Consider the following 23324-nt stretch of genomic DNA (forward strand, 5'->3'; position numbering starts at 1 on the left):
GAATGACGCCGTAGCGGCCGATCAGACGTCAGGCCGTCGGCGGGCGCTCGCGTTCGAACCGCTCTTTCAGCGCCACGGTGACGCCGTTGGTCCAGCCGAACCCGTCCTGCAAGGGGTACTCGCCGCCGCCGGCGCGTAGCGAGGTGTCCTGTACGTTGTACTTCTCGACGAGTTTCCCGGTCCGCTCGAACACGTCGTCGACCAGCCGGATCCACCGGGTCGCGATCTCGCGAGCGAGGTCGTCGTGGCCGTACCGCTCCAGCCCGATCACGGCGAGCCAGTGGAGCGGCGCCCAACCGTTCGGCGCGTCCCACTGCTGGCCGGTCTCGGTCAGCGTCGTCACGAGCCCGCCCTCGCGGAGGAACTTCGATTCGAGCGCGTCGGCGACCGCGGCGGCCTGCTCGTCGTCGGCGAGGCCGAAAAAGAGCGGCGAGACGGCGGCGAGCGTCCACTCGTCCGAACGCTGCCGGCCTTGAACGTCGTAATCGAAGTAGAACCCCGCGTCAGCGTCCCAGCAGTACTCCTCGATCGTCTCGGCCCTGTCCTCGGCGGCGCGCGCGTAGCGCTCCGCGGCGTCGGCGTCGCCCGCGGCGTCCGACCACCGCGCGAGCGACCGCTCGACGCCGTACAGCGTCGCGTTCAGATCGACGGGAACGAGTTCGGTGGTGCGGATCGACGCCAGGTCGTCGCCGCGACACCACCGGCCGCTGAAGTCCCAGCCGGACTCGCAGGCGGCCCGCAGATTTCGGTAGAGATCGGCGGCGTCCCGCTCGGACGCCCGCTCGGCGAGCGCGACGTCCTCCCGGTAGGACTCGGGGCGCGGCGTCGCCGCGTCGTCCCAGTAGCGGTTGAGCGTTCCCTCAGGGAGGTTCACGACGCGTCGGGACGACGCCGGAGCGTCGGTCAGCGACTCGCGCCCGTCCATCCAGAACTCGTACTCCCGTTCGAGCTGCGGCAGGTAGGGTTCGACGGCGTCGAAGCCCCGCTCGCGTTCGAGTACCTCCAGTAGTGAGATGAACATCGGCGGCTGGGAGCGCGTGCGGTAGTACTCGCGGTTGGCGTTCGGAACACGTCCGTACTCCGAGAGCAACCACGCGAAGTTCTCGACGAGATTCTCGATGCGATCGACCTCGTCGCAGGCGGCCAGCCCTTCGGCGGTAAAGTAACTGTCCCAGTAGTACAGTTCGCGGAACCGGCCGCCGGGCGTGACGTACGGCTCGGGAACGCGGATCAGCGACCCGCGATCGGCGGCGATCGAGGCGGGTTCGACGACCAGGAGCGGCCAGAGCTGTCGGACGTGTTCCTCGACCGTGTCGGCGTTCGTCGGGACGCCGGACGCCGCGGTCTGTGGAAGCCTGAAGTGCTCCTCGACGAACGAGCGGAGGTCGAACTCGGGGGCGCCGCGCCGCGACTCGAACCGGCGGCGGATTTCGTCGGGATCCGTCCGGGGAACGCTGTCGACGAACGTCTTCGAGTCCTCGAACACGCCGCCGCGTTGCACCGCCTCGAAGAGGGCGCCGTCGAGGTGAGCGGGTACATCCATCGTTCGGTATAGTTGCGGGATGGTAGTTCATACTTTCGGCTGGTTACCAACACCTGTTGTAAACGCTTGCCTCTGCTCGATGGCGGCGGCGACCGCGGTTCGAACCGCACGATCGTGTGCACTCCTCGCCGGTGAAACAGCAACCTTTACACTACCGTGCGCACCGATTTCGGGTATGACAGAGACCGTACTGCTGGTCGGCGGCGGCGGCCGAGAGCACGCGATCGCGCGCGCACTGGCCGAGTCCGATGCGACCCTGTACGCCTGTGCGGGCAACAGGAATCCCGGCATCGCAGAGATCGCCGCGAGCGTCGAGACCCTCGACACGACCGATCCCGAGGCGGTCGTCGAGTACGCCGAGTCGGTCGACGCCACGCTCGCCGTTGTCGGCCCGGAGGCGCCGCTGGCCGCGGGCGTCGCGGACGCGCTCGACGACGCCGGCGTCTACGCCTTTGGTCCCAGACAGGAGGAAGCCCGCATCGAGACGGACAAGTCGTTTCAGCGGGAGTTCATGGCCGAGCACGACGTCTCGGGCTGTCCCGACTTCGAGGTGTTCGAGGACGCCGAGGCCGCCTGCGAGTTCATCGACGAGTACGACGGCGACCTCGCGATCAAGCCCGCCGGACTGACCGGGGGTAAGGGCGTCAAGGTAATCGGCGACCAGGTCACCGCCGAGGAGGGCAAGGAGTACATCCGGGAGTCGGGGTACGACCGGATCGTCCTGGAGGAGCGACTCGTCGGCGAGGAGTTCACGGTCCAGGGGTTCGTCGCGAACGGCGAACTGCGGATCACGCCGGCCGTCCAGGACCACAAGCGCGCCTACGAGGGCGACGAGGGCCCCAACACCGGCGGCATGGGCAGTTACAGCGACGCGTCGTTCCAGCTGCCCTTCATGGACGAGGGCGACTCCGCCGAGGCCCTGGCGATCATGCGCGAGGTCGTCGACGCGCTCGAGGGGTACAAGGGCGTCCTCTACGGGCAGTTTATGCTCACCGCCGACGGCATCAAGGTCGTCGAATTCAACGCTCGCTTCGGCGATCCCGAGGCGATGAACACGCTGCCGGTCCTGGAGACGGACTTCCTCGACGTGCTGGTCGCGGCCCGCGAGGGCGAGACCCTCCCCGAACTCGACTTCGCCGACCAGGCGACGGTCTGCAAGTACGCCGTTCCGGACGGCTACCCGACAGATCCCGACGCCGGAGCGAAAGTCACCATCGATGAGGAGAACGCGGGCGACGCGATCCTCTACTACGCCAGCGTGGACGCGCGCGACGACGGCATCTACACGACCACCTCGCGGTCCTACGCCGTCGTCGGCGTGGCCGACTCGATCGCGGCGGCCGAGGAGATCGCCGAGGGTGCGCTCGAACGCGCGGGCACCGAGGGACTGCGCGTCCGTCACGACATCGGTACGGCCGAGCTGGTCCAACGGCGGATCGACCACGTCGACCGGCTCCGGGACTGACGCGTCACAGTGGTAGGCGACGCATACTTGCATCTTCGTTCCGTTAACCGGTTTCTTACTTTTCTATTACTGATTCCATAACTAAGTGACTCCCCGCGGAATAGAGGGGTAGATGAGCAAACCGACGACGTCGGACAGCGGTTCGGAGCCGACCGCTTCGTCCGAGCAGGCGACGCGGGGGCGCGCCGGGCACTCGACACGGACCACGGGCCGGAGCGACGCGACCGCAAGCGACGGGTACGTGGTTCGACCGTACCGGCCGTCGGATCGCGAGCAGTTCCTCGAACTGTACGAGACCGTCTTCGGGAAATCCCGGACAGCGGAGTGGTTCTCGTGGCGGTACGGCGGCCCCTACGCCGACCGGCCCCGGATGTTCGTCGCCGAGCGAAACGGCGAGCTCGTGGGTGCCGAGCCGTTCATCTCGTTTTCGATGCGGGCCGGCGACGGGACGACGTTGGCGATCCAGCCCGCCGACGCGATGGTCCATCCGGACCACCGGCGGAACGGCCTTCTCACCCGGATGACCGAGCAGGCCCTCGAATACTTCGGAGGCCGAGAGCCGTCGTTCGTGTTCAACTTCCCCAACGAGGCGGCCAAGGGGGCCTACCTCAAGCTCGGATGGGTCGAGGTCGGCACCGTCGCGACGGCCTACCGCGTCCACAACCCGTCGACGTTCTTCGAGGCGTTCGGCGGCCGCGGCGACGGCGTCGCGGGCTCGGCCGCCGATGCCGTCGTGGACTCGGCGGCCGACGCCGGCGCGAGCGCGTTCAACCGCCTCCGCGATGCGGTGGCAGCGACCGACCCGGAGGACGCCGCGTCGTCGATCGGCGTTCGGCGTCACGACGGCGTCCCGGCCGATCGGCTCGCGTCGCTGTACGAGTCGGCGATCCCGGATCGCATCCACACGCCTCGTACCGAGGCGTTCCTCGACTGGCGCTACGCGAACCCGAACTGGGACGTCCGCACGTACACCGCCGAGCGCGACGGCGACCCCGATGCGGCGATCGTGACTGTCGTCGAGCGGAGCGGAGACATGACCTGTCTCAAGCTGCTCGACGCGTTCCCGCTGGTCGGGCAGAACGACCGATCGGACGCGTTCGACGCGCTCGTCGCGGCGGCGGTGCGCGACCACGCCGACGCCGACGTCGTGGCCGCCGCCGAGGATACGCTTCCGTCGTCGGCGCTTGACGCCCACGGGTTCTACCGGGACGACCGCCGGCCACTGTCGCTGTTCAGCTCGCTGACCACGGTGGTCGCGCGGCCGCTGGAACTCCGCGACCCGTCGTCGTGGACCGTCGGCGACCGCCACCTTCCGGAGCGACGGGACTGGCGGCTGCCGTTCGCCGAGCAGGACTGCTCGTCGATGTAGCCGATTCCTCGATGTAGCCGCCGACAGTTCCGCGACGCTCGCTGGTCGGCGTCGTGACGGTCGGCACCCGGAGCGCGGAATGGCGCGCTCACTACCGCCCTGCGCCGACCCGTTTAAGTATCGAGTTCCCGAACGATCCGGTAGTGAGCGACGAACCGCGACACGACCGGCTCGCGCGCCACGGGACGGCCGGCCCGCTGAACTCGCTGCGCCACTGGCCCGACGCGCGTCACCCGCTCCGGGTGATGCTCAACTACCTCGTGATCGTCGTCTGCCGCATCTCACCGAGCCTGCGGCTCAAGAGCTGGCTGCTCCGGCGGATCGGCGTCACGGTCGGCGAGGGCGTCTCGTGGGGCCTGGAGTCGACGCCCGACGTGTTCTGGCCCGACCGGATCACCGTGGAGGACCACGCGATCGTCGGGTACGACGCGACGATTCTGTGCCACGAGTTCCTCCAGGACGAGTACCGGCTGGGCGACGTCGTCGTCGGCGAGCGCGCGATGATCGGCGCCGGCGCCGTTGTCCTGCCGGGCGTCGAGATCGGCGCCGGCGCGCAGGTCGCCGCCAACTCGCTGGTCGCCGAGGACGTCCCGCCCGGCCAGACGGTCGCCGGGGTGCCGGCGCGACCGATCTCGGAAGATCGCGATTCGGCGTCCGGTGGCGGCGATGCTTCGGCGGGGGACTGATTCGACGCGCGCCGCAACGTCTGCGTGGCCGGGACGCCCACCCGTCGTTTCCGCTGTTCTGGCGGAAGCCAGGCCGGGGAGGGGTCGGGGAGACCCACCCGTCGTTTCCGCTGTCCTCGTCGGCCGTCGGTCGGCGCTCCCGCTACGGGCTCGCGGACTGACTTAAGCGCTAGCGGGAGCCGCCGGGCGTCGTTCCGTTCCGCCGTATGCGTCTCCTTCGTTGCGGATCTTTGCTCTACGCCGCAGAAAATTGCCACTACCGTAACGTACTTGTTATGATTATAGAAGTAGAATGAGAGATCGTAGTACAGCGGGAATAGCACGGTAGGCTCCTCCACGGTTCGTTCATCGAACCCAGCCGGGTATCCTCCGAGAACATCGGAAACGACGGGTGGAAGTCACATATAAAAGACTCGGAACAGCGGAAACAGCGGAACGGAGGTTTTATACCGTGATCGCGCATTCGATCGGACGTGTCGCGGAAGTCGCCTTTCAACACGGCTCAGAACATATTCACCGACCGCGACGTCTTCGACGTCGAGGGGTTCCAGCCCAAAGAGCTCATCGAACGGGACGAGCAGATCAACGAGTACGCCTCGGCGCTCGAACCGGTTCTCAACGGCTGGCGGCCCAACAACATATTCATCTACGGCAAGACGGGGACCGGGAAGACCGCCACTACGCGGTACATGCTCGACTGGCTTCGGCGGGACATCGAGGATCACAACGAGGCCGGCGACGACGAGATCGACCTTTCGATCGTCTATCTGAACTGCGAGGCGCTGACGTCGTCCTACCAGGTCGCCGTCGAACTCCTGAACGAACTGCGCGACGAACACGAACAGGTCGCCACGCGCGGACACGCGCCCAGCGACATCTACAACTGGCTGTTCGAGGAACTGGACGAGATCGGCGGCGTCGTCCTGACGGTGCTCGACGAGGTCGACAACGTCGGCGACGACGACACGATCCTCTACAAGCTTTCCCGGCCCGAGATCGAGAACGCGACTCTCGGGGTCGTCGGGATCAGCAACGACTTCTCGTTTCGAGACGATCTCTCCGCGAAAGTCAAAGATTCGCTGTGCGAGAAGGAGATTCTCTTTCCGGCCTACGGGTCCGAGGAGCTGCGGGAGATCCTGTTCCAGCGCGCCGAGAAGGGACTCCACGCCGACGCGTACGACACGGCGCCCGTCGCCCTGTCGGCTGCCTACGCCGCACAGGACAAGGGCAGCGCCCGCCAGGCGATCGACATCCTGCGCGAAGCCGGCGACATCGCCCGCCGCGAGGACGCAGACGAGATCACCGAGGAGCACGTCGAGGAGGCCAAGGGCGTCGTCGAACGCGGGCGCGTCTCCGAGATGATTCAGGGGCTGTCCCCGCACGGCCAGTACGCCCTCCACGCGCTGGCGATCGCCGAACGGCGCGACGAGACGCCGATCCGGACCAAGGATCTCTACGAGTTCTACGGCTCGATCTGCAATCAGCACGCGACCGATCCGCTCTCGGCTCGAGCGCTGCGGGACCACATGTCCGAGATCGACCTGATCGGGCTGGCGACGGTCGACAAGAAAAACGCCGGTCGCGCCGGCGGGAAGTACAAGCAGTACGATCTCGACGTCAAGGTCGACCGCGTCGTCGAGGCGTTCGCCGAAACCGACGCCGTCGAAGTCGACGAAACGTCCTACCAGTCGACGCTCTGAGAGTCGTCCGGTCCGTTCGCCGAGAACAGCGGAAATGACGGGTGGGAGTCCCCACCGGTCCGGCCTGAAACTGCGCGTCGGTGCGGCCTACAGCAGGTCTTCGATCGCTTCCGCGACTTCCTCGGGCGTGTCGCCGACCTCGACGCCGGCGTCGTTGAGCGCCGAGATCTTCGACTCGGCGGTGCCGGTGCCGCTGCCGGAGACGATGGCGCCCGCGTGGCCCATGCGCTTGCCCGGCGGCGCCGTGCGGCCGGCGATGAAGCCGACGACCGGCGTGTCCATGTTTTCGGCGATGTAGCGGGCGGCCTTCTCCTCGTCCTCGCCGCCGATCTCGCCGCACATCGCGATCGCGTGGGTGTCGGGGTCGTTCTCGAACTCCTCCAAGGCGTCGACGAACGTCGTCCCGATGATCGGGTCGCCGCCGATGCCGATCGCGGTCGACTGGCCCAGCCCGCGGTCGGTGAGGTTGTCGACGACCTGGTAGGTCAGGGTGCCCGACCGGGAGACCAGGCCGACGTTGCCCGACGAGAAGATGTTGCCGGGCAGGATGCCGAGCTTGGCCTCGCCGGGTGTGATGATCCCGGGGCAGTTCGGGCCGATCAGCTTGGTGTCGACCTCCGAGAGGCGCTTGTTGACCCGGGCCATGTCCTGGGTCGGGACGCCCTCGGTGATCGCGACCGCGAGATCGAGCGGCGAGTCCAGCGACTCCATGATGGCGTCGCCCGCGAACGCCGGCGGGACGAAGATCACGGAGGCGTCGGCGTCGGTCTCCCGTGCGGCCTCGTCGACGGTGTCGAACACCGGGACGCCGGCGACCTCCTGGCCGCCCCGTCCGGGCACTGCGCCGCCGACGACGTTGGTGCCGTACTCGATCATCTGTTCGGCGTGGAACTTCCCTTCCCCGCCGGTGATACCCTGCACGATGACTCTGGTGTCGTCGTCTACGAGAACGGACATTATGCCTCGACCTCCTTTGCGTGCTCGACGGCACGCTGTACCGCGTCTTCCAGCGTCTGTTCGACCGTCACGAGGTCCTCGTTGAGGATCTCCATGCCTTCCTCCCAGTTGGTGCCCGCCAGGCGGACCGTCACGGGCTTGGGGATCTCGTCGAACTGCTCTAAGGCCTCGTTGATCCCCTTGGCGACCTCGTCGCCGCGGGTGATCCCGCCGAAGATGTTGAACACGACCGAGTCGACGTTGTCGTCGGAGAACACCATGTCCAGCGCGTTGGCGATCCGCTCGGCCTTCGCGCCGCCCCCGACGTCCAGGAAGTTGGCGGGCTCGCCGCCGTAGTGATCCACGAGGTCCAACGTCGTCATCACGAGCCCGGCGCCGTTGCCGATGATGCCCACGTTGCCCGAGAGGCGGACGTAGTCGAAGCCGTACTCGTCGGCCTTCCGTTCGAGCTCGTCGCCGCTCGCGGACTCCTCTTCCATCTCGGCGAGTTCGGGCTGGCGGAAGAGTGCGTCCTCGTCGATGTTCATCACGGCGTCGGCCGCGATCACGTCGCCGTCGCTGGTGACCATCAGCGGGTTGATCTCGGCCTCGCTGGCGTCGCGGTCGTCCCAGAGCTGGTAGAGCGTCTGCAGGATCGAGGCGGCGTCGATGGCGACCTCGCGGTCGACGCCGGCCTCGAAGACGGCGCGCCGGGCCTCGTAGGGCTCCATGCCGAACGCGGGGTCGACGTGCTCGCGGACGATCGCGTCGGGGTCCTCCTCGGCGACCTCCTCGATGTCGACGCCGCCCTTCGTCGAGACCATCGCGACGGGCTCGCCCTCGCCGCGGTCCATCGTGACGCCGACGTACAGTTCGTTGACGAAGTCGACCGCTTCCTCGACCAGCACGCGGTCGACGTGGATCCCCTTGAGGTCCATCCCGAGGATCGACTCGGCGGCCTCCTCGGCTTCCTCGGCGCTCTCGGCGAGCTTGATCCCGCCGGCTTTCCCGCGGCCGCCCACCTGCACCTGCGCCTTGACGGCGACGGGGTAGCCGATCTCCTCGGCGGCGTCCAGGACTTCGTCGACGCTCTCGGCCAGCTGCGATGCCGGCGTCGGAATTCCGGCGTCGGCGAAGACCTGCTTCGCCTGATACTCGTGTAGCTTCATGCAGTTGTACGGGCGTTCCGGTTCGCTTAAAGCCCGGCGATTTCGGCTCTTGCTACCGGCTGCCGTGGGTCGTCGCCCCTTGGACCAGTCGTTTTACGCGACGGCGCCGTAGATCCCGCTATGTCCGATCTCCGGGACGCCGTCGCCGCCGCCGTTCGACGCCGAAGGGCGATCGCGGTGGACCTGCTGGTGGTGCTGGGGCTGGTCGGCGGGCTGTGGTGGCTGTTCGACGCGCGGAACTTCGACAACTGGCTCTACTACGTCGTGCTGTTCGGCGCCGTCGTGGTGTACGCGACGCTCGTCCCGTTCGGCGCGATCGGCGCCGACGCCGAGGACGACGCCGCAGCTGACGTCACCGAGAAATGACCTCCGAGAACGGCGTCACTCCGCGTCGGCGAGCAGATCGTGGATGCTCTCCGCGGCGTCGGTAAAGGAGTCGACCGTCAGCGCGTCGGCGGTGACGTAGACGCCCTGATCGCCGACGATCACTCTGCCGATGTAGCCGTCCTCGAACGCCCGGATCGTGAACACGTACTCGCCCATGTCCGACCAGCCGTAGGTGCGCTGGGAGGCGAAGCCGCGCTGTTCGGCCTCGATGAACCCCGTCGCCTCCGTGTCGGCGTCGACATCCTCGCGGACGTAGTAGATGTCGTAGTCGTCTTCCGTGATGAACGTCACGTTGCGCACCTCGTCGCCGATCGCCGCGCGGCAGGTCCTGACGATCTCCTCGGCAGTCTCGTCCGGTAGGGTCTCCGCCATACGCGTGATTCGGCCGCCGCCTCAATCAAGGTCACGCCGAGGTGTTTGGGCCGGTCGTCCCCGTTACGGCCGCTTGCCACGACGCCCCGCGAAACTCGCCTTCGGATCCCGTCGCCCTCGCGTGGTAACGCGTCCCGACCGAACGCATAAACGAAAGCCCTTTTATCCACCCGTTGGTTAGGAGTGAGTGCAGCAAGACACCGCGAGCGTGGGTAGCCAAGCTAGGCCAACGGCGCAGCGTTGAGGGCGCTGTCCCGTAGGGGTCCGCCGGTTCAAATCCGGTCCCACGCATCGCAAGGGCGGCTTCGCCGCCGACGATGCATACGGTGCACTCCCTTGGGACTGCACCCACGCACCATCCTTCCGAAGCTAACTCGAGAAGAGAGTTCTGTAGCTCGACCGCGGCATCAATCGGTTAGTCGGACTCTCTGGTGAGTCCCCAGACGGTGAGCGACGCCCCCAGGACGAAAACGACGGCGCCGACCACCCGCGAGAACGTGACGCCCGGAATCGGGCCGATCACCGGGCTGAGCGCGATGCCGAGCGCGCCGTAGACGGCGACCGTCGTCCCGAGGATCGTCAGCGCGTGCACGGCGGCGTAGGGGAGACCGGCCGATCCGACGGTCATCGTGCGCCGACGTTCGGCAGCGTGCGACAAAACCGTTCGCCCCCGCAGTTTCGTCTCGCCAATCTGGTTCGGAGCAGCAGTTTTTATCGTGGGTATCGTTATCGTCCCTGTACATGTACCCGATCGGGCACCTCGGCGTCGCGCTCGCGCTGTCGGCACCGTTCGTCGCCGTCCTTCGGCCGCGCGTCGCGACGCGCTTTACCGTCCTCGCGCTGCTCGCCGCGACGATCCCCGATCTCGACCTGTTCGTGCCCGGGGCGACCCACCACGGCGTCACGCACACGCTCGGCTTTGCCGTCGCCGTCGGGCTCGCCGGGCTGGGCGTGTTCGCCGCCGCGTCGACGTTAGCCTCGCCAAATACATTCGATTCGACCGCACCGGTGCCCCGAGTGGCGGTGTTCTACGCGGTCGCGCTCTCGCTGGGTGTTTTCGGGCACGTTGCGGCGGACGTGCTGATGTTGCTGCCCGCGTCCCAGCCCGTGAGCCCGCTGTGGCCGATCAGCCACGCGCCCGTCCGGGTCGAGACGCTTCAGTACGGGAACACCGTCCGGAACCTCGGGACGTTCTGCCTCGGACTGGGAGCCCACGCCGTCGCCGTCGGTTGGTCCGCGAGAGGCGTCCGTGTTCGGGCGCTGGGCTCCCGCGGCATCGACGAGGAGGACTGACATGACGGCGACGCGACATCGAACTCGACGTCACGGCGCGACGACGAGCATGTCGGAAACGCCTTCCTGGAACTCGTAGGAAACACCTCGAATCTCCGCGTCGTAGCCCTCGTCCCGTAGCGCAGCGATCACATCATCGAGTTGGTCGTACGGCTCGGTATCCAGGCCCGCGAGCGGGAAGACCCGGAGCTCCTCGCTCGTCACCCGGCACAGCTCGCGCAGCGCGTCGAGGTGGAACTCGTAGTCGAGGCGGTCGCTGTACAGAAAGAGGAAGTTCGCCGAGAGCGTCAGCGAGAACGCGTCGTCCGCGAAGGGAAGATTCGGAAGCGTCGCGGGAACGTACCGATCGCCGTTCGCGGAGAAATCGCGAAGGAACCGCTCGTGGGCATCTTTCAGATATCCAACCCGGTTCTCGACCGTTCCGTAGTACTCCCAGTCGAACAGCTCCGGTTTCTCCCGGATCTGATCCGCGGTGGCGCGGAAATCGGATCGACACTCGCGAGCCAGGCCCTCCGGAGCGCGCTCGAACACCGGATCGACGCCGACCGCCGACGCGCCGCGGTCCCGCGCCTCTGCGACGAACGAGGCCACGCCGGCCGGGCAGTCGAGGATCGCTCGCCCGTCGATGTCGCCAGGATCGAGGTCGAACATGTCGCGATACTCCTCGAACGTCCGGCCGATCACGGCGAACTCCCCGACCTCGAACGTGTCCGCGTTCGTCATGGGTGCCATTTTAATCCAACATTGTATAAATATGTTCATTAGTGTCTCATAGAAGGCACTAAAGAGCGACCGAATCGCTCGCTCGCGAAAGTCGTTTGACTCCCCGACGCCCTAGGACCGCCAGTGACAGACGACGAGGTTCCCGCTGCAGGCGACGAGAACGGTCCCGAAACGGACGAAGACGCCGCTGCTGGGGACGATCCAACTGTGGAGGACGACGCTTCCAGCGGCTTGGCGTCCGAAGGCGACGCCGCGGAGCCGACCGTCGCGCTCGACGAGTTCCACGACGCGCTGGAGGACGCCGGCCGGCCGGTCGTGACGGCGAGCGAGGTCGGCCGGACGCTCGACCGCGACCAGTCCGAAGCGGTCGGAGCGCTGGAAGGACTGGTCGATCGGGGCGACGTCCGGCGCGTCGACGTCGAGACTGACCCGGTGGTCTGGTACCCCACCGAGTGGGGCGAGATCGCGGATCGCGAGCGGGTCGTCCCGTTCCCGAAGCGCCGCGAGATCGTCGTCGACCAGCCCTCGCAGTTCACCCGCGCCCAGCTCTCGCAGTTCGCCCACCTCGCGGACGTCTCCGGGAACGAAGCGTACCGCTACGAGATCCGGAAGGAGGACGTCTGGCAGGCGCCGTACGACTCGTTCGATCGGCTCCTGAAGACCGTCCGCCAGGTGCTGCCCGAGCGCCTGGACGGGCTGGAGGAGTGGATCGAGGACCAGTGGGACCGGGCGCGCCAGTTTCGGCTGTTCACCCACGAGGACGGCTACACCGTGCTCGAAGCGCGGAGCGCCGAGCTGATGGGCAACGTCGCGCGCCAGAAGCTCGACGAGTCCCAGCTCAGGGCGCCGATCTCGGACACCGAGAGCTGGGTCGCCGAGGGCTCCGAGGCGGCGATCAAGCGCACGCTCTACGAAGCCGGCTACCCGGTTCAGGACCAGCGCGACCTCGACGAGGGCGACCCGCTGGACGTCTCGCTGGACCTCGACCTGCGCGGCTATCAGTCCGACTGGGTGACCCGCTTCGTCGACTCCGGATCGGGCGTGCTGGTCGGCCCGCCGGGGAGCGGGAAGACCGTCGCGGCGATGGGGATCATGGCGGCGATCGGCGGCGAGACGCTGATCCTCGTCCCCACAAGAGAACTCGCGAGCCAGTGGCGCGACACGCTGCTGGCCCACACCGACCTCGATCCCGAAGATATCGGCGAGTACCACGGCGGCGAGAAGAACGTCCGACCCGTGACCATCGCCACCTACCAGACCGCGGGGATGGACCGCCACCGCCAACTGTTCGACGAGCGCCGCTGGGGGCTGATCGTCTACGACGAGGTCCACCACGTGCCCGCGGACGTCCACCGGCGCAGCGCGGACCTCCAGACGAGCGCCCGGCTCGGCCTCTCGGCGACGCCGATCCGCGAGGACGACCGCGAGAAGGAGATCTACACGCTGATCGGCCCGCCGATCGGCACCGACTGGGACGCGCTATTCGACGCCGGCTACGTCCAAGAACCCGAAGTCGAGATCCGGTACGTCCCGTGGGACCAGGAGACCTACCAGGACGAGTACGCCACGGCCGAGCGCCACGAGAAGCGCCAGCTCGCCGCGTCGAACCCCGCCAAAGTCGAAGAAGTCCGCGAGATCCTCGCCGACCATCCGGGATCGAAGGCGCTGATCTTCGCCGACTACATCGATCAGGGCGACGAGCTCGCCGAGGCCCTCACCGTGCCGTTCGTGAGCGGCGAGATGCCCCACGCGCGCCGGGAGCGACTGTTCAGCCAGTTTCGTCGGAACGAACGGGACGTCCTGCTCGTCTCCCGAGTGGGCGACGAGGGGATCGACCTGCCCGACGCCGATCTGGCGATCATGGCGTCGGGACTGGGCGGGTCGCGCCGGCAGGGCTCCCAGCGCGCCGGTCGGACCATGCGCCCCTCCGGAAAAGCGCGGGTGTTCGTGCTCGCGACGCGCGGGACGACCGAGGAGGAGTTCGCGCGCCGCCAGCTCCAGCACCTCCAGTCGAAGGGCGTTCGCGTCCGCGAGGTCGACAGCGAACTCGACGACGGCGCCTGAGAGCGATCGCTACGGCGTCGCCTATCGCGTATCTATCGCTCGTCGCCCGATGAGAATCGTTAGTTGGTGTAGTACTCCCGTCGTTCGTCGCTCCGCTGAACGTCCAGTCCCGGTTCGAGCGGGCTGATGTCGCCGGTCAGTTCCACCGTGCGCTCGTCGCCCTGCGAGCGCTCGATCAGGCCGGTGCTCTCTAACTTCGGTAGATGAACGTGGTGAAGCGAGAGCTGGACCTGCCGAAGCCGGTCCTCGTCGACGTCCGCGGGGTCGACGTCGTTCTCGCGGGCCGCGACCGCCGCGGCGAGTTCGTCGACGTGTACCTCGCGATCCCGGCGGCGCAGATAGGAGAGGACGTGGCGCCGCCGCTGACTCTCCAGGATCTCGAACACGCGATCCGGCGTCAACTCCGGACTTCTGGACCGCTCGCCTCGTATCCGCTGGTTTCCCCCACTCATGGGTAGAAGAACGACGTAGCGGGGGTTACCTCCAGAGCTTCCATGTGAAAGCAGTTGATAACGGGGGGAGGATCCCCCGGCGCCGTCTGACAGTTCACTCGTAGCCGATCCCTAAAACAGCACGTGCAACAGCAGGTAGACGACGATTCCGAGCGCGAAGGAGATCAACCACAGCGAGGCGGCGATGCGCCCGACCCGCGCGTGGTTCGTCGACGGCAACTCGCCGACCGGCCGCGTCAGCGCGAGCAACAGCGCGTAGTACACCGGCGGCAGCGACGCGATCGCGAGCAGGATGTGGATCGCGAGCACCGGATAGTAGACGAACCGCTCGACGACCCCCGGGCCGGCGAACGAGGACGGCCCGAGCAGCGAAACGCGGTAGAGGTACATCGCCAGGAACGCGACGAACAGGCCGAACGAAGTCAGCATGAGCGTCCGGTGTCGGTCCACGTCGCCGCGCCGGATCGCCCTGATCCCCGCCGCGATGGTACCGATCGCGGCCAGGCTGACGACGGCGTTGAGCGTCGGGATGGCCTCGAGCACCGCGTCGGGCGCCGTCGGCAGCGCGTCCGTCGGTACGACCTGCAGCGCCGCCGCGAACACGACCGCCAGCGAGACGATCGACAGCACGCCCGTCAGCAGCGGCACGTGGTCCTCGACTCGTGTTTGCATCGCTCGGCCGTTGGGACTGATGCCTCTTACCGGTTAGCAAAAACGTCGCGGCTGCCGCAACCGACCGACGGCGAATCGTCACAGTCCCGCCCGATCAGAGGTACGACGCGTCCCAGCGCGAGGGCTTGCGCGCGTTGCCGCAGTCGCCGCACTCGATCCGCCCCATCGAGTCCATCGCGGTCGCCAGCGACTCGCAGTTCCCGCAGTAGTAGCCGTACTTGCGCTCGGCGTCGCGATCGGTGTAGGCGACGAAGAAGGGCGCTATCGATCCCTTGTCCGGGTCCGAGCGGTCGGCGTACACCGTCCGGCCGTCGTCGGTCGTCGCCTCGATCAGCCGATCGGCCGATTCCTCGGCAGCGGCTTCCTCCGCCCCGCCGGCCGGTACCGCGGCGGTCAGCCCCGGCTCGCTCTGCTCGACGTAGACGTTCTCGACGTGGCGGCGGCCGTCGATCTCGATCTCTCGCTCGTCGACCGTCTCGAAGCCGTGGTGCCGGTAGAAGGAGTTGCCCTCGCTGTTATCCGACAGCACCATCCCGCGGAGCACGTCGACGCCCCGCTCGCGGAGCGCGTCGCGCGTCTCGTCGAGCAGCGTCTTCGCGACGCCCTCGCCGCGGTGGTCGGGGTGGACGTGGAGCCAGTGGAGATCCCCCGTCTCGTCGTCGCCGACGACGACGGCGTCCGCGAAGGCTACTACGTCGCCCCCGCGCTCGCCGACGAGAAACTGCCGATCGTCGTCCTCGACAGCGTCCTCGATCGCGGCGTCGTCGTACCACTCCTCGACCGCGGCGTCGATCGTGTCCGGGCTCATCGAGTACGAGGCGTACATCGACTCGCGGGCGACCGTTCTGATCTCCTCGCCGTCGTCCGGCTGCGCTTGACGCACGTCCATGGTACACCATAACACATAGTCGGGGTTAAAACTTCGTGCGCGAAAGGCGGGCGTTTGTATGTCGGCGCGAACGACGCCGCTCGTCTCGGTCAGGCGCCGTTCCGATCAAGCGCCGAGCCGTCCGGATGGCGAGTCGATCAGGCCCCGAGGCGCTCGGTCCACCGATCGACCGCCCGGCGGTACGCGAGCTCGCCGACGGCCAGCATCAGGACGCCCGCGCCGGCCAGCGCGGCCAGCGCGGTCCCCGACAGCGGCGCCAGCACCAGCCCGACGATCAGCAGCGGCACCAGCGTCGCGGCGACGGCGGCGGTGAACACCGCGAACAGCACGGTGTCGAAGAGGAACTCGCCGGGATCGAAGCCGGCGAGATAGGTCGTGATGCCCAGCAGGTACTGGTGGAAGCCGACGAGCAGAACGAGCCCCGCGACGGCGTCGATCGGTCGCGCGTCGAACGCGACCGCGGCGATCGCGAAGTACGCCACCGCGGTCGGCAGCCCGACGAGCGCGGCGACGCGGCGCTTGGCTTCAAACAGCGCGTCGAGCGAGAGCGGGTACTGCAGGTACGACTCGGCGTCGTCGTACTGGGTGACCCAGTTGTACGTCGTGAACGCCGACAGGCCCAGCAGCGCGCCGAACGTCGCGCCGGTCGAGGGCTCGACGCCGGTGATCCGGCCGGCGAGTTCGACCAGCCCGACGCAGACGCCGAAGATCACGCCGCCCGAGAACGGCACCTTCCAGAGGCCGCCCTCCGAGCGCGCGACGTCGAGGAACGTCTTGGTCGTCAACCCCGTCTCGTCGCCGAACCGGGCACGCCAGCGCTCGAACGCCGGGTCGACCGAGCGCGTCGGCGTCGACGTCGAGGGGTCGAACGCGGCGAGCCCGATCGCGGCGGCTGCGCCGATGGAACCGATGGTTCCGGCGACCGCAGCAAGCGATGGCGACGCGAACAGGGCGTACGGCGTCGCGCTCACCCAGTCGACGCCGGCGACGTGTGCGCCCCCGACGCCCGCCGCCAGCGCGCCCGCCACGAGCCATCCCGCGACGCCGCGAGATGACAATCCCAGTAATGCGAGCGTAACGACGAGCCCGAGCACGAACGTCGCGGTCAGCGAGAGGTACAGCAGGGGCACCTGCGCGACGCCGAACTCGCCGCCGCTGCCGCCGACGGCGGGCAGAAACGCCAGGGCGACCGGCAGTACGAACAGCGCCGAGTAGTACAGCGCGTCCTTCGCGAGGAAGTGGACGAGCAGGCGCCGGCGCGAGACCGGCAGCGTCCGCGCCGAGAACACCAGCAGGTTCACCTCGCCGAGCAGGTTGTCCATGGCGTCGCGGCCGACCAGCCCGATCGTGCCGGTGTGGAGGCCGAAGGCGAACACCAGCGCGTGGAGGCCGGCGACGACCGCCGCGACAGAGGTTCCAGTTTCGGTCAGCGCGACCACGGCGGCGCCGGCGATCAGCGCGACGAACAGGGGGAACGCGGCGAACCGGCGGCCGCCGAACAGCTCGGCGTGGAGCCGCCACTCCTCGCGGACCATGCCGGCGAACAGCGTCCGGTCCAGCTTGCGGCTCATCGTCGGGCGGTCGGCGTCGACGAGCGTCCTTCGGCGTCTGACTCGTCGGAGCGACCGCCGTCGCCGCTCCGATCGACCTCGTCGACGAACGCGTCGAGCAGCGACTCGTCGGCGCCCATCTTCGCGGGTTCGCGCTCGGAAACGAGCTTGCCGTCCGCGACGACGCCGACGCGCGTGCAGATCTCCTCGGCGACCTCGATGTGGTGCGTCGAGAGGAACAGGGCGTTGCCGTCCTCGCGGTATTCCTCGAAGAACTCCTTGACGCGGGCCTGGACGATCGGGTCGAGGTTGGCGAGGGGCTCGTCGATGAACACCACGTCGGGATCGTGGAGGAACGCCTGCGAGATCATCACCTTCTGCTGTTGGCCGCGCGAGAGGTCCGTCGCCATCGCGTCGAGCTTGTCCCGAAAGGAGAGGCGCTCGGCCCACTCGTCGACGCGCGCGGCCAGCGTGTCGGGGTCGATCTCGCGCACGCGCCCGACGAACTGGAAGTACTCGCGCGGGCTCTGGAAGCTCGGCGGCGATTCCTTTTCGGGGACGATGCCGACCTTCCGCCGGGTTTCGATCGGCTCCGTCGCCGGATCGGTTCCCAGCACCGAGAGCTCCCCGCTGTCGGGGGTCGCCTGACCGGTCAGTAACTGGATCGTCGTCGTCTTGCCCGCCCCGTTCGGCCCGAGCAGGCCGAACGTCTCGCCGCGCTCGACCGACAGCGACAGCCCGTCCAGCGCGAGGAAGTCGCCGTAGGACTTGCGCACGTCGGTCATCCGGATGCAGCTCATTGTCTGCTCTACGTCTAGTCCGACCGGTAATAACACCACTGGCGCACGACCGAGCGGCCGCTTTCGAGCGGGTTAAGAGGCTGACCGACTAGTCAGTTCGTACAGTGAGCGACAGCCGACGCGTCGTCGCGGCCGTGATCGCCTGCACCTTTTTCGTCGGCTTCGGCGGCGGCGTCGTCTTTCCGATCCTTCCGAACCTCGGCGCGGTGCTGGGCATCTCGCCGTTTCTCGTCGGCGTAATATTGAGCGCCAACCGGATCACCAGGCTCGTCGCGAACGCGCCCGCCGGCGCGCTCGTCGACCGCGCGGGAACCCGGACGCCGTTCGTCGTCGGGCTGTTCGTCGAGGGCGTCGCCACGCTGGGGTACGTCGTCGCCGTCACGGCGCCGTTCCCCGAGTTCTGGTTCCTCGTCTCGCGGGTCTGCTGGGGGGTCGGGAGCGCGCTCGTGTTCGCGACCGCGTACACGATCACCGCCGACGTCAGCGAGTCGGCCTCGCGAGGGACGAGCATGGGCACCGTCCGCGCGGGAATCACCTTCGGCTTCCCCGCGGGGCTGGTACTGGGCGGCGTGGTCAGCGAGCTCTACAGCGTCGCCGTGGCGTTCGCGCTCGCGGCCGCCTTCGCGCTGTTCGCGAGCGTGCTCGCCTACCGGATCGTCCCCGAAACCCACGCCGAGGCGGTCGAGGCCGCGAGCGCGAGCGGCTCCGTCAAGCCCTGGGAGATCGACCGGAGCCTCCCGGCGCTGACGGTCGGCCTGGTCAACTTCGGCGTCTTCTTCGCGTACGTCGGCGCGCTGTTCTCGACGCTCGTGCTATTCCTGGAGTTCCGCGAGATCGGCCTGCTCGGGTTCGACGCGCAGGGTACCTCCGGCGCTCTCATGGCCGTGACCGTGCTCGCGGGCTCGGTGTCGATGCTCGCGGGCGGGAAGCTCAGCGACCTGTACGGCTACCGGGTGCCGATCGTCCTCGGTTCGTTACTCGTCTCGGGCGTCGGCTTCCTGCTGTTACCCCGTCCCGGCGGCGTCCCCGGCGTCGTCGCGGCGTGCGTGCTGATCGGCGCCGGACAGGGCGGCACGACGGGCCCGATGATGGCGCTGATCGCGGATCTGACGCCCGACGAACGCATGGGCCGGGCGATGGGGACGAACAACGTGCTCGGCGACGTCGGCGGCGCGCTGGGGCCGCTGGTCTCGCTGCCGCTGGTCGAGTCGATCGGCTTCGCGCCGGTGTACGCCGCCTGCGCGCTGATCCCGGTCGCCGCCGGCGTCGTCCTGATGGTCGGCGTCCGCGCCGAGACCGGCGAGGTCAACCCCTCGCTGGACGCGCAAACCGTGGACTGACGCGGAACCGGGCGATGCCGACGACGCCGCGGCTGCACGCCGCTGGCGGGGCTGCTGCCGACGACGCCGCGGCTGCACGCCGCTGGCGGGGCTGCTGCCGACGACGCCGCGGCTCAGTCCTCCGACACTCGCAGCGCGTGCTCGTCGCCCCGCTCGCTCGACTCGTAGATGGCGTCGAGCACGCGCTGGACCTGCAACCCCTCCTCGACCGAGTTCTGCATCGGCGGCTGGCCGGCGCGGACGGCGTCGAGGAACGTCTTGCTCTCGGCGCGCCAACCGGTCACCTCCGGGTGGGCGGTCTGCTCGCTGTCGATGTAGTGGTCGCCGCCGTCCAGTCCGGTGTCGAAGATCGTCAGCGAGTCCTCGCCCAGATCGAACCGGGCGCCCGAATCCGCGCCGCGGACGACGAACTCGTCGGTCGACTCGCGGTTGGTCGCCCAGGATACCTCCAGCGAGACGGTGGCGCCGTTCTCGCACTTGAGGAAGGCGCTGACCGAGTCGTCGACGTCGAACGTCTCGGAGCCGACGGTCCACTCGCTGCTCCAGTTGTCCGGGTCAGCATAGGTGTCGTCGGTGCCGAACTCCGAGCGCGTCTCGCCGACGACCTCGGTCACCTCCGGGAAGTCGAGCAGGTACAGCGCCAGATCGACCGCGTGGACGCCCAGATCCAGCAGCGCGCCGCCGCCGGCGAGCTCCCGGTTGGTGAACCACGAGCCGAGCGCGGGGATGCCGCGTCGGCGCACGTAGTTGGCTTCGATGTGCCTGATATCGCCGAACTGCCCCTTGCGCTGGTAGGCCTTGAACATCGACGTCGCGCCCGAGAAGCGGTAGTGGAACCCGACCATACAGAACCCCTCCGCGGCCTGGGCCGCCTCGGCGATCCGCTCGGCGCTGTCGAGCGTGTGGGCCAGCGGCTTCTCGACGAGTACGTCGAGTCCCGCATCCAGCGCGCCGACGGTCACCGGCTCGTGATACTTGTTCGGCGTCGTGACGACGACCGCGTCGAGGTCCTCGCGGTCGTACATCTCCTCGTGGCTCTCGTACGTGCGAGCGTCGAAGTCGCGTTCGAAGCTCTCGCGCGTGTCCGCGGCGACGTCGACCCCCGCCCGGACCTCGTGGTCGAAGTCGCGGACGTTCTCGGCGTGGATGCGCCCCATCCCGCCGAGGCCGACGACGCCGACGCGCACGGCGTCACCGTCGCTCATACGAGATATTCGGCTGCAGGCGACAAAAACAGCGGGGGCGAGCGCTCACTCCGACCCGGCGTCGGCGTCGCGACGGCCTCGGGACCCACGGCGAGCTGTCACGACGAGCGGCGCCGACAACCCAGGCGACACCCGACGCGGACAACAAAGGGGTTAATCGCCCCCGCCCGCAATCGACGCCCATGAGCGGAGATCAGGGCTGGTTCGCCGATATCGACCCCGGCGACGCCGACGCGGCCGCCGAGCGAGTCCGATCCGGCGAGGCCGAGTCGCCGACCGACTGGCCGGACCGGGCCGTCGAGGCGGGTTTCGCCGCCGACGCCGAGTCGTACTACGACGCGCTCCGAGCGGCCACGCGGGCCGCGGCGCGCGAGGAGGTCGCGGCGTCCGAGCGCGCCGACGACAAGCAGCTCGTCCACGCCGTCCGGTCGATGGACGACTGCGAGCGCACCGCAAACGAGCTCGCCGAGCGCGTCGCCGAGTGGGCCGGCAGCCTGTACGACGACGCCGGAACGGGCGTCTCCTACGCCCGCGAGCTCGCCGACGCCGAGCCCGAGGATCCGACCGAACGCCAGCTCGTCTCGCTGGCCGAGCGGGTCGACGACCTCGCCGAGGAGCGCGACGCGCTTCGCGGGTTCGTCGAGCGCCAGGCATCGGACGTCGCCCCGAACCTGAGCGCGCTCGCCGGGCCGGTGCTGGCCGCCCGGCTGATCGCGCTGGCGGGCGACCTCGAATCGCTCGCCAAACAGCCCAGCGGCACCGTGCAGGTACTGGGCGCCGAGGACGCCCTGTTCGCCCATCTCCGGGGTCGGGGCCCCTCGCCCAAGCACGGCGTGATCTTCACCCACGAGTACGTTCGGGGCACCGAGCGCGACGAGCGCGGTTCGGCGGCGCGAGCGCTGGCCGGCAAGCTCTCGATCGCCGCGCGCGTCGACCACTACTCCGGCGAGCGCAAGCCCAAACTCGACGCCGAACTCGACCGGCGGATCGAGCGCATCCGATCGCGGGGTGAGGACGCGTGAGCCTCCCCGACGGCGTCGTCCGGCGCGAGTTCGACGGCGAGGATCGGCTGGCGACGCGCGGGACGCCGGTGTACGGCGAGCCCACCGACGGCGAGTGGCGGCTCTGGGACGCCCGCCGCTCGAAGCTCGGCGCGATGCTGGAACTCGGCATGGACACCGGGCTCGCGGGCGGCGACAGCGTCCTGTATCTCGGCGCCGCCAGCGGGACGACCGTCAGCCACGTCGCCGACTTCGCCGGCCCGACCTACGCCGTCGAGTTCGCGAGCCGACCCGCTCGCGATCTGCTCGACGCCGCCGCCGACCGCGAGCGGCTGTTCCCGCTCGTCAAGGACGCCCGGAAGCCCGAGACGTACGCCCACGTCGTCGAGAGCGGCCTCGACGCCGTCGTCCAGGACGTCGCGACCAGCGGGCAGGCCCGCGTCTCGACGCTCAACCGGCGGTTCCTGGCCGAGGATGGCAGGCTCGTCGCGGCGTACAAAGCCCGCAGCGAGGACGTGACCGCCGATCCCGACGACGTGTTCGACGACGTGCTCGCCGAACTCGAAGCGGAGTTCGAGATCCTCGAGACCGAGCGGCTCGACCCGTTCCACGACGACCACCTCGGCGTCGTCGCGACGCCGAAGTAACAATCGGCAGGAGGACGCGAAGCGTCCTATTTCGGCCAGCGCGGATCGATCGGCGCCTCGATCCGCTCGACGTCGTCCTCGGTCAGCGACACGTCGAGCGCGGCGACGTTCTCCTCGAGGTGCTCGATCGTCCGGGGGCCGACGATCGGCGCGTCGACGACCTCCTTTTCGAGCAGCCACGCGAGGCTCACTTGGGCCGGCGTGGCGTCGCGGTGGTCGGCGATCGCTTCGATCTCCTCGAGCACCTGCCAGTTCTCCTCGGTGAAGCGGTTCCGGGTGTGCTCGTCGGTGGCGGCCCGCCCCTCCTCCGGATCCGTGTCGCGGTCGTACTTGCCCGTCAGGAAGCCGCCCGCCAGCGGGCTCCACGGGATGACGCCGATCTCCTGATCCTCGCAGATCGGTAGCAGGTTCGCTTCCTCGTGGCGGTCGACGGCGTTGTACTCGGGCTGCATGCAGGTGAACCGCTCGTAGTTCTCGATATCGGCGCGGTACAGCGCCTTCGAGAACTTCCAGCCCGGCATCGTGCTGGCGCCGACGTACCGGACCTTGCCCTCCTCTACCAGCGCGTCCAGCGCCGACAGCGTCTCCTCGATCGGCGTGTCGTCGTCCCACCGGTGGATCTGGTAGAGGTCGACGTACTCCATATCCAGACGGTCGAGACTGGCCTCGATCTGGTCGCGGATGTGCTTTCGCGAGAGACCCTGCTTGTTCGGTCCCTCGCCCATCTCGCCGAACACTTTCGTCGCGACGACGAGCTCGTCGCGGTCGTACTCGGCGAGCGCGCGCCCGAGGATCTCCTCGCTTTCGCCGCGCGAGTAGACGTTGGCCGTGTCGAAGAAGTTGATCCCCAGCTCGATCGCCCGGTCGATGATCTCGCGGCTCTGGGCTTCGTCCCCGATCATCCACGGTTCGTCGCTGCCGAAGTTCATGCAGCCGAGGCAGAACTCCGATACTTCGAGTCCGGTCGAGCCGAGCCGCGTGTACTCCATCTCGTCGACGCCGAGTTTCGTCATGGGCTGTGGTACCACGCCGCGACAAAAAGCGTCGGGGTAGCGGTAGCC

At 68.4% G+C, this 23324-nt stretch carries 23 protein-coding genes and 1 tRNA gene; 11 read left to right on the top strand and 13 right to left on the bottom strand.

Features of this window, described 5'->3' with window-relative positions; all coding sequences use genetic code 11:
- Positions 1 to 28: 28 nt before the first annotated feature.
- Positions 29 to 1543: an alpha,alpha-trehalase TreF gene (gene treF / locus ABDZ81_RS13210; protein ID WP_343774469.1), complete on the bottom strand. Its 1515-nt coding sequence runs from the start codon at positions 1541 to 1543 to the stop codon at positions 29 to 31.
- 175 nt (positions 1544 to 1718) lie between these two features.
- Here treF and purD point away from each other — a divergent pair, with 175 nt between their 5' ends.
- The 4 genes from purD (at position 1719) to ABDZ81_RS13230 (ending at position 6763) form a co-directional block, all read left to right on the top strand.
- The gene (gene purD, locus ABDZ81_RS13215; RefSeq protein ID WP_343774470.1) at positions 1719 to 3008 is read left to right on the top strand and encodes a phosphoribosylamine--glycine ligase; all 1290 of its coding nucleotides are present in this window, start codon (positions 1719 to 1721) and stop codon (positions 3006 to 3008) included.
- 112 nt (positions 3009 to 3120) lie between these two features.
- Positions 3121 to 4377 (top strand): GNAT family N-acetyltransferase, encoded by a 1257-nt coding sequence (locus ABDZ81_RS13220; protein ID WP_343774471.1) that lies wholly within the window; start codon positions 3121 to 3123, stop codon positions 4375 to 4377.
- A 143-nt stretch (positions 4378 to 4520) separates the two neighbouring features.
- Positions 4521 to 5063 carry an acyltransferase gene (locus ABDZ81_RS13225; RefSeq protein ID WP_343774472.1) on the top strand — a complete coding sequence of 181 codons (543 nt, stop codon included), beginning with the start codon at positions 4521 to 4523 and terminating at the stop codon, positions 5061 to 5063.
- Positions 5064 to 5536: 473 nt separating this feature from the next.
- Entirely contained in the window at positions 5537 to 6763 is a 1227-nt protein-coding gene (locus ABDZ81_RS13230) for an orc1/cdc6 family replication initiation protein (RefSeq protein WP_343774473.1), read from the top strand.
- Positions 6764 to 6850: 87 nt separating this feature from the next.
- On the opposite strand, the gene sucD is transcribed toward ABDZ81_RS13230, so the two are convergent.
- Both sucD and sucC read right to left on the bottom strand, forming a co-directional pair.
- Positions 6851 to 7720 (bottom strand): succinate--CoA ligase subunit alpha, encoded by an 870-nt coding sequence (sucD, locus tag ABDZ81_RS13235; RefSeq protein WP_343774474.1) that lies wholly within the window; start codon positions 7718 to 7720, stop codon positions 6851 to 6853.
- Complete coding sequence (gene sucC, locus ABDZ81_RS13240) at positions 7720 to 8868, bottom strand: ADP-forming succinate--CoA ligase subunit beta (RefSeq protein ID WP_343774475.1); 1149 nt, start codon at positions 8866 to 8868, stop codon at positions 7720 to 7722. Before sucC ends, sucD begins: the two co-directional genes overlap by 1 nt.
- 120 nt (positions 8869 to 8988) lie before the next feature.
- On the opposite strand from sucC, the gene ABDZ81_RS13245 reads away from it, so the two are divergent.
- The gene (locus ABDZ81_RS13245) at positions 8989 to 9234 is read left to right on the top strand and encodes a DUF8119 family protein (RefSeq protein WP_343774476.1); all 246 of its coding nucleotides are present in this window, start codon (positions 8989 to 8991) and stop codon (positions 9232 to 9234) included.
- Positions 9235 to 9249: 15 nt separating this feature from the next.
- Here the strand turns inward: ABDZ81_RS13245 and ABDZ81_RS13250 are convergent, their stop codons facing one another.
- Entirely contained in the window at positions 9250 to 9627 is a 378-nt protein-coding gene (locus ABDZ81_RS13250) for a DUF7522 family protein (RefSeq protein WP_343774477.1), read from the bottom strand.
- 206 nt (positions 9628 to 9833) lie between these two features.
- Here ABDZ81_RS13250 and ABDZ81_RS13255 point away from each other — a divergent pair.
- Positions 9834 to 9918, top strand: a tRNA-Leu gene (locus tag ABDZ81_RS13255).
- Between the two features lie 124 nt (positions 9919 to 10042).
- Here the strand turns inward: ABDZ81_RS13255 and ABDZ81_RS13260 are convergent.
- Positions 10043 to 10255 carry a hypothetical protein gene (locus tag ABDZ81_RS13260; RefSeq protein WP_343774478.1) on the bottom strand — a complete coding sequence of 71 codons (213 nt, stop codon included), beginning with the start codon at positions 10253 to 10255 and terminating at the stop codon, positions 10043 to 10045.
- 113 nt (positions 10256 to 10368) lie between these two features.
- On the opposite strand from ABDZ81_RS13260, the gene ABDZ81_RS13265 reads away from it, so the two are divergent.
- Positions 10369 to 10920, top strand: coding sequence for a metal-dependent hydrolase (locus tag ABDZ81_RS13265; protein ID WP_343774479.1), 552 nt, complete (start codon positions 10369 to 10371; stop codon positions 10918 to 10920).
- A gap of 30 nt (positions 10921 to 10950) precedes the next feature.
- Here ABDZ81_RS13265 and ABDZ81_RS13270 read toward each other — a convergent pair whose 3' ends face one another.
- Entirely contained in the window at positions 10951 to 11643 is a 693-nt protein-coding gene (locus tag ABDZ81_RS13270) for a hypothetical protein (protein ID WP_343774480.1), read from the bottom strand.
- Between the two features lie 123 nt (positions 11644 to 11766).
- Between ABDZ81_RS13270 and ABDZ81_RS13275 the strand changes: the two genes are divergently transcribed.
- Entirely contained in the window at positions 11767 to 13707 is a 1941-nt protein-coding gene (locus tag ABDZ81_RS13275; RefSeq protein ID WP_343774481.1) for a DEAD/DEAH box helicase, read from the top strand.
- A gap of 59 nt (positions 13708 to 13766) precedes the next feature.
- Here ABDZ81_RS13275 and ABDZ81_RS13280 read toward each other — a convergent pair whose 3' ends face one another.
- The 5 genes from ABDZ81_RS13280 to ABDZ81_RS13300 form a co-directional block, all read right to left on the bottom strand.
- A complete protein-coding gene (locus ABDZ81_RS13280; protein WP_343774482.1) occupies positions 13767 to 14159 on the bottom strand; it encodes a DUF7344 domain-containing protein in 393 nt (130 codons plus the stop codon).
- A 111-nt stretch (positions 14160 to 14270) separates the two neighbouring features.
- Positions 14271 to 14831 (bottom strand): DUF420 domain-containing protein, encoded by a 561-nt coding sequence (locus ABDZ81_RS13285; protein ID WP_343774483.1) that lies wholly within the window; start codon positions 14829 to 14831, stop codon positions 14271 to 14273.
- A gap of 94 nt (positions 14832 to 14925) precedes the next feature.
- Positions 14926 to 15720 carry a GNAT family N-acetyltransferase gene (locus tag ABDZ81_RS13290; RefSeq protein ID WP_343774484.1) on the bottom strand — a complete coding sequence of 265 codons (795 nt, stop codon included), beginning with the start codon at positions 15718 to 15720 and terminating at the stop codon, positions 14926 to 14928.
- A 137-nt stretch (positions 15721 to 15857) separates the two neighbouring features.
- Positions 15858 to 17291 carry a hypothetical protein gene (locus tag ABDZ81_RS13295; protein ID WP_343774486.1) on the bottom strand — a complete coding sequence of 478 codons (1434 nt, stop codon included), beginning with the start codon at positions 17289 to 17291 and terminating at the stop codon, positions 15858 to 15860.
- Positions 17288 to 18070, bottom strand: coding sequence for an ABC transporter ATP-binding protein (locus ABDZ81_RS13300; protein ID WP_343774487.1), 783 nt, complete (start codon positions 18068 to 18070; stop codon positions 17288 to 17290). The genes ABDZ81_RS13295 and ABDZ81_RS13300 overlap by 4 nt, the downstream gene beginning before the upstream one ends.
- 104 nt (positions 18071 to 18174) lie before the next feature.
- Here ABDZ81_RS13300 and ABDZ81_RS13305 point away from each other — a divergent pair, with 104 nt between their 5' ends.
- Positions 18175 to 19410: an MFS transporter gene (locus ABDZ81_RS13305; protein ID WP_343774488.1), complete on the top strand. Its 1236-nt coding sequence runs from the start codon at positions 18175 to 18177 to the stop codon at positions 19408 to 19410.
- 113 nt (positions 19411 to 19523) lie between these two features.
- Here ABDZ81_RS13305 and ABDZ81_RS13310 read toward each other — a convergent pair whose 3' ends face one another.
- Entirely contained in the window at positions 19524 to 20615 is a 1092-nt protein-coding gene (locus ABDZ81_RS13310; protein WP_343774489.1) for a Gfo/Idh/MocA family protein, read from the bottom strand.
- A 182-nt stretch (positions 20616 to 20797) separates the two neighbouring features.
- On the opposite strand from ABDZ81_RS13310, the gene ABDZ81_RS13315 reads away from it, so the two are divergent.
- On the top strand, positions 20798 to 21637 hold the full coding sequence (locus ABDZ81_RS13315; protein ID WP_343774490.1) for an NOP5/NOP56 family protein: 840 nt from the start codon (positions 20798 to 20800) through the stop codon (positions 21635 to 21637).
- Complete coding sequence (locus tag ABDZ81_RS13320) at positions 21634 to 22263, top strand: fibrillarin-like rRNA/tRNA 2'-O-methyltransferase (protein WP_343774491.1); 630 nt, start codon at positions 21634 to 21636, stop codon at positions 22261 to 22263. Before ABDZ81_RS13315 ends, ABDZ81_RS13320 begins: the two co-directional genes overlap by 4 nt.
- A 26-nt stretch (positions 22264 to 22289) precedes the next feature.
- On the opposite strand, the gene ABDZ81_RS13325 is transcribed toward ABDZ81_RS13320, so the two are convergent.
- Positions 22290 to 23252 (bottom strand): aldo/keto reductase, encoded by a 963-nt coding sequence (locus ABDZ81_RS13325; RefSeq protein ID WP_343775278.1) that lies wholly within the window; start codon positions 23250 to 23252, stop codon positions 22290 to 22292.
- Between the last annotated feature and the right edge of the window lie 72 nt (positions 23253 to 23324).

It is taken from the genome of Natronoarchaeum mannanilyticum, assembly GCF_039522665.1.
GTDB lineage: Archaea > Halobacteriota > Halobacteria > Halobacteriales > Natronoarchaeaceae > Natronoarchaeum > Natronoarchaeum mannanilyticum.

Coding starts and splice junctions, on each gene's coding strand:
- ABDZ81_RS13285 (WP_343774483.1), bottom strand. CDS start 14,831: ATGCAAACACGAGTCGAGGACCACGTGCCGCTGCTGACGGGCGTGCTG.
- sucC (WP_343774475.1), bottom strand. CDS start 8,868: ATGAAGCTACACGAGTATCAGGCGAAGCAGGTCTTCGCCGACGCCGGA.
- ABDZ81_RS13260 (WP_343774478.1), bottom strand. CDS start 10,255: ATGACCGTCGGATCGGCCGGTCTCCCCTACGCCGCCGTGCACGCGCTG.
- purD (WP_343774470.1), top strand. CDS start 1,719: ATGACAGAGACCGTACTGCTGGTCGGCGGCGGCGGCCGAGAGCACGCG.
- ABDZ81_RS13315 (WP_343774490.1), top strand. CDS start 20,798: ATGAGCGGAGATCAGGGCTGGTTCGCCGATATCGACCCCGGCGACGCC.
- ABDZ81_RS13280 (WP_343774482.1), bottom strand. CDS start 14,159: ATGAGTGGGGGAAACCAGCGGATACGAGGCGAGCGGTCCAGAAGTCCG.
- ABDZ81_RS13265 (WP_343774479.1), top strand. CDS start 10,369: ATGTACCCGATCGGGCACCTCGGCGTCGCGCTCGCGCTGTCGGCACCG.
- ABDZ81_RS13290 (WP_343774484.1), bottom strand. CDS start 15,720: ATGGACGTGCGTCAAGCGCAGCCGGACGACGGCGAGGAGATCAGAACG.
- sucD (WP_343774474.1), bottom strand. CDS start 7,720: ATGTCCGTTCTCGTAGACGACGACACCAGAGTCATCGTGCAGGGTATC.
- ABDZ81_RS13220 (WP_343774471.1), top strand. CDS start 3,121: ATGAGCAAACCGACGACGTCGGACAGCGGTTCGGAGCCGACCGCTTCG.
- ABDZ81_RS13295 (WP_343774486.1), bottom strand. CDS start 17,291: ATGAGCCGCAAGCTGGACCGGACGCTGTTCGCCGGCATGGTCCGCGAG.
- treF (WP_343774469.1), bottom strand. CDS start 1,543: ATGGATGTACCCGCTCACCTCGACGGCGCCCTCTTCGAGGCGGTGCAA.
- ABDZ81_RS13325 (WP_343775278.1), bottom strand. CDS start 23,252: ATGGAGTACACGCGGCTCGGCTCGACCGGACTCGAAGTATCGGAGTTC.
- ABDZ81_RS13270 (WP_343774480.1), bottom strand. CDS start 11,643: ATGACGAACGCGGACACGTTCGAGGTCGGGGAGTTCGCCGTGATCGGC.
- ABDZ81_RS13250 (WP_343774477.1), bottom strand. CDS start 9,627: ATGGCGGAGACCCTACCGGACGAGACTGCCGAGGAGATCGTCAGGACC.
- ABDZ81_RS13300 (WP_343774487.1), bottom strand. CDS start 18,070: ATGAGCTGCATCCGGATGACCGACGTGCGCAAGTCCTACGGCGACTTC.
- ABDZ81_RS13245 (WP_343774476.1), top strand. CDS start 8,989: ATGTCCGATCTCCGGGACGCCGTCGCCGCCGCCGTTCGACGCCGAAGG.
- ABDZ81_RS13310 (WP_343774489.1), bottom strand. CDS start 20,615: ATGAGCGACGGTGACGCCGTGCGCGTCGGCGTCGTCGGCCTCGGCGGG.